This is a genomic window from Streptomyces calidiresistens, assembly GCF_014141525.1.
In the GTDB taxonomy this organism is placed as follows: Bacteria; Actinomycetota; Actinomycetes; order Streptomycetales; family Streptomycetaceae; genus Streptomyces; species Streptomyces calidiresistens.
The window spans coordinates 1-2,752 of the sequence record NZ_VKHS01000725.1 but is presented as its reverse complement, the minus strand read 5'-3'; the positions used below and the strand labels follow the sequence as shown (position 1 = coordinate 2,752).

General features: G+C 75.8%; 2 protein-coding genes. Both read right to left on the bottom strand.

Features of this window, described 5'->3' with window-relative positions; genetic code table 11:
• The coding region (locus FOE67_RS22005; protein ID WP_182666579.1) for an MFS transporter at window positions 1–1,365 on the bottom strand (1,365 nt) is incomplete at its 3' end.
• 179 nt (window positions 1,366–1,544) lie between these two features.
• Window positions 1,545–2,752 (bottom strand): imidazolonepropionase (gene hutI / locus FOE67_RS22000; protein ID WP_182666578.1); only part of this gene is annotated, 1,208 nt, incomplete at its 5' end.

The window sequence follows — 2,752 nt, the reverse complement described above, 5'->3', positions numbered from 1 at the left end:
CACCAGCGTCACCAGGCCCCCGCCCACCGCCACCCCGATCGGCATGACTCCCCAGCCCATCGTCCGGTAGGCGCTGTTCACCCGGCCCAGGAGATCGTCGGGGATGATCGTCTGCCGCAGGGTGACGGTGATCACGTTCCACAACGCCGCCGAGGCGCCCGCGAGCACGGAGGCCGAGGCCACCACCCACGGGTTGGAGGTCAGGCCGGTGACCGTGAAGGTCAGGGCGAAGATCGCGGCGCTGACCCGCAGGCTGAGCGAGGGCCCGAGCAGGGCACCGACCCGGGCCGCGCCGAAACTGCCGATCAGGGCACCGACCGCGCCGGCCGATCCGAGCATCGCGAAGGCGACGGGGCCGACGTCCAGTACCTCCTGCGCGAAGAGCACGAAGACCGCGAAGGCGGCCGAGGACATGAAGTTCGACCAGGCCAGGGCGACGGCCAGGGAGCGCAGCATCCGGTGCCGCCACAGCCATCCGAGGCCGACGGCGATCTCGGTCCGCATCGAGGCGCGGGGAGCCGGACCGGCCGGCGGTCCGGAGGGCACCGGCCCCGCCGGGGAGGGGACGGGGTCGGGCGCGGGGCCCGTCGCCGGACCGCCGGGCGTGCCGTCCCCGGGGGCGGCGGCCCCCGACGCGGCGGTCCGGTCCCCCGGCCGGAAGGAACCGCGCAGGGTGAGCAGGAGCAGCACGGAGACGACGGCGGCGGTCGCGTCGAAGAGGAAGGGCAGGGTGAGGGAGATCCCGATGAGGAGGCCGGTCACCGGCCGCCCCACGAACTCCCCGAGCACCATCTGGGCCCCCATCAGTCGACCGTTGGCGGCCCGCAGCCGGTCCCTGGCCACCACGGCGGGAACGAGCACCTGGGTGGTGTTGTCGAAGACCACCTCGCACAGCCCCAGCGCCAGGGCCAGCAGGAACAGGGCCGGCAGGCCCATCGCCCCCGCCCACACCAGGAGCCCGGCGACCAACAGGACGGCCGCACGGCCGACGTTGGCCCACACCATCAGCAGGCGGCGGTCGAAGCGGTCGGCCCACACCCCGGCGGGCAGCGGGAAGATCAGCCACGGCAATCGCACCGCGACCCCCATCAGCGCGACGAGAAAGGCGCTGTCGGTGAGGGTGGTGGTCAGCCAGGGGATCGCGACGATCATCACCCCGTCCCCGATCTTGGAGACGGCGACGGCGGCCCACAGGCGCCGGTAGGGGGCGCCGAGCCCGCGCGGGGGGCCCGCCCCGGGGGCTCCGGGTCCCGATCCGCCGGTTCCGTCCCGGTCGGGGTCCGCGCCCGTCCCGGCGGACGCGGCCCCCGACCGACCGCCCGACGCACCGTCCCCCGCGCTCGTCCCGTCGGCTCCCTCGCCCATGATCCGCTCCCTTTCCTCGCCGTGCCCCACCGGGCGGCCGGGGAGACACCGGACGCGCCGGTCGACCACCCCGTGCCGCCGGCCTCCCGGTGCCGCGTCGGCCGACGTCCGCCCCGCCGCGGCCTGCGGCGCGTCGTCGGAGGGTGCTCCCCGCGGGGTGAACGTCGGCCGATGCGACCCTAGGCAATCGGTTTCCGCGGAGTCCACGGGGTTTCCCCGCCCGGGTCCCCGCCGGCCGCCGCGGCGAGCGGGCCCGCGACCGGCACACCGTCCCGCCACACACCCGCGACCAGTGGGACGCCGGGACGGTAGGCGAGGTGGACCGCGGAGGGCGCGTCGAGCACCAGCAGATCGGCCCTGGACCCGGGAACCAGCCTCCCGACATCGGTGCGGCGCAGGGCGGCGGCCCCGCCGGCGGTGGCGGCGTGGATCGCCTCGTCGGGTGTCATGCCCATCTCGCGGACCGCCACGGCGACACAGAAGGCCATCGAACTGGTGTAGGAGGAGCCGGGGTTGCAGTCCGTGGAGAGCGCGACCGGCACCCCGGCGTCCAGCAGTCGGCGGGCGTCCGGGTAGGGCGAGCGGGTGGAGAACTCGCAGCCGGGCAGCAGGCAGGCGACGGTCGGTTCGGGGCGGCCGGCGGCGTCGGCGAGATCGTCCACGTCGGCGTCGGTGAGGTGGGTGCAGTGGTCCACCGAGGCCGCCCCCAGCTCCACGCCGAGCCGCACACCGGGGCCGGGGCCGAGCTGCCCGGCGTGGATCCGGGGGACCAGGCCCCGTCGGACGCCGGCGGTGAGGATCTCGCGCGACCGGTCGCCGTCGAAGGCGCCGCGCTCGCAGAAGACGTCGATCCACCGGGCGTGCGGGGCGCAGGCGTCGAGCATCGGGCCGGTGACCAGGGCGACGTACGCGTCCGGGTCCTCGCGGTGTTCGGGGGCCGGGACGTGCGCGCCGAGGAAGGTGACCTCCTCGGTCCGGGCGGCGGCCAGACGCAGGGCGCGGGCCTCGTCCCCCACCGTCAACCCGTAGCCGGACTTGGTCTCGACGGTGGTGGTGCCCTGGCGCAGGAGTTCCGCCAGGTGCCGGTCGAGGCCGGCGGCGAGTTCGGCGTCGGAGGCGGCCCGGGTGGCGGCGACGGTGGTGCGGATGCCGCCGGCGGCGTAGGGGCGACCGGCCATGCGGGCGCGGAACTCCTCGGTGCGGTCCCCGGCGAAGAGGAGATGGGTGTGGGAGTCCACGAAGCCGGGGAGGACCGCGCGCCCCCCGACATCGAGGCGACTGTCGGTGGCGGGTGCTTCACTTTCGGTACCGGTCCACACGACGCGGCCGTCCTCGATGACGAGCGCGGCACGGCGGAGGATGCCGAGCGGGCCGGATGCCGGGGAGG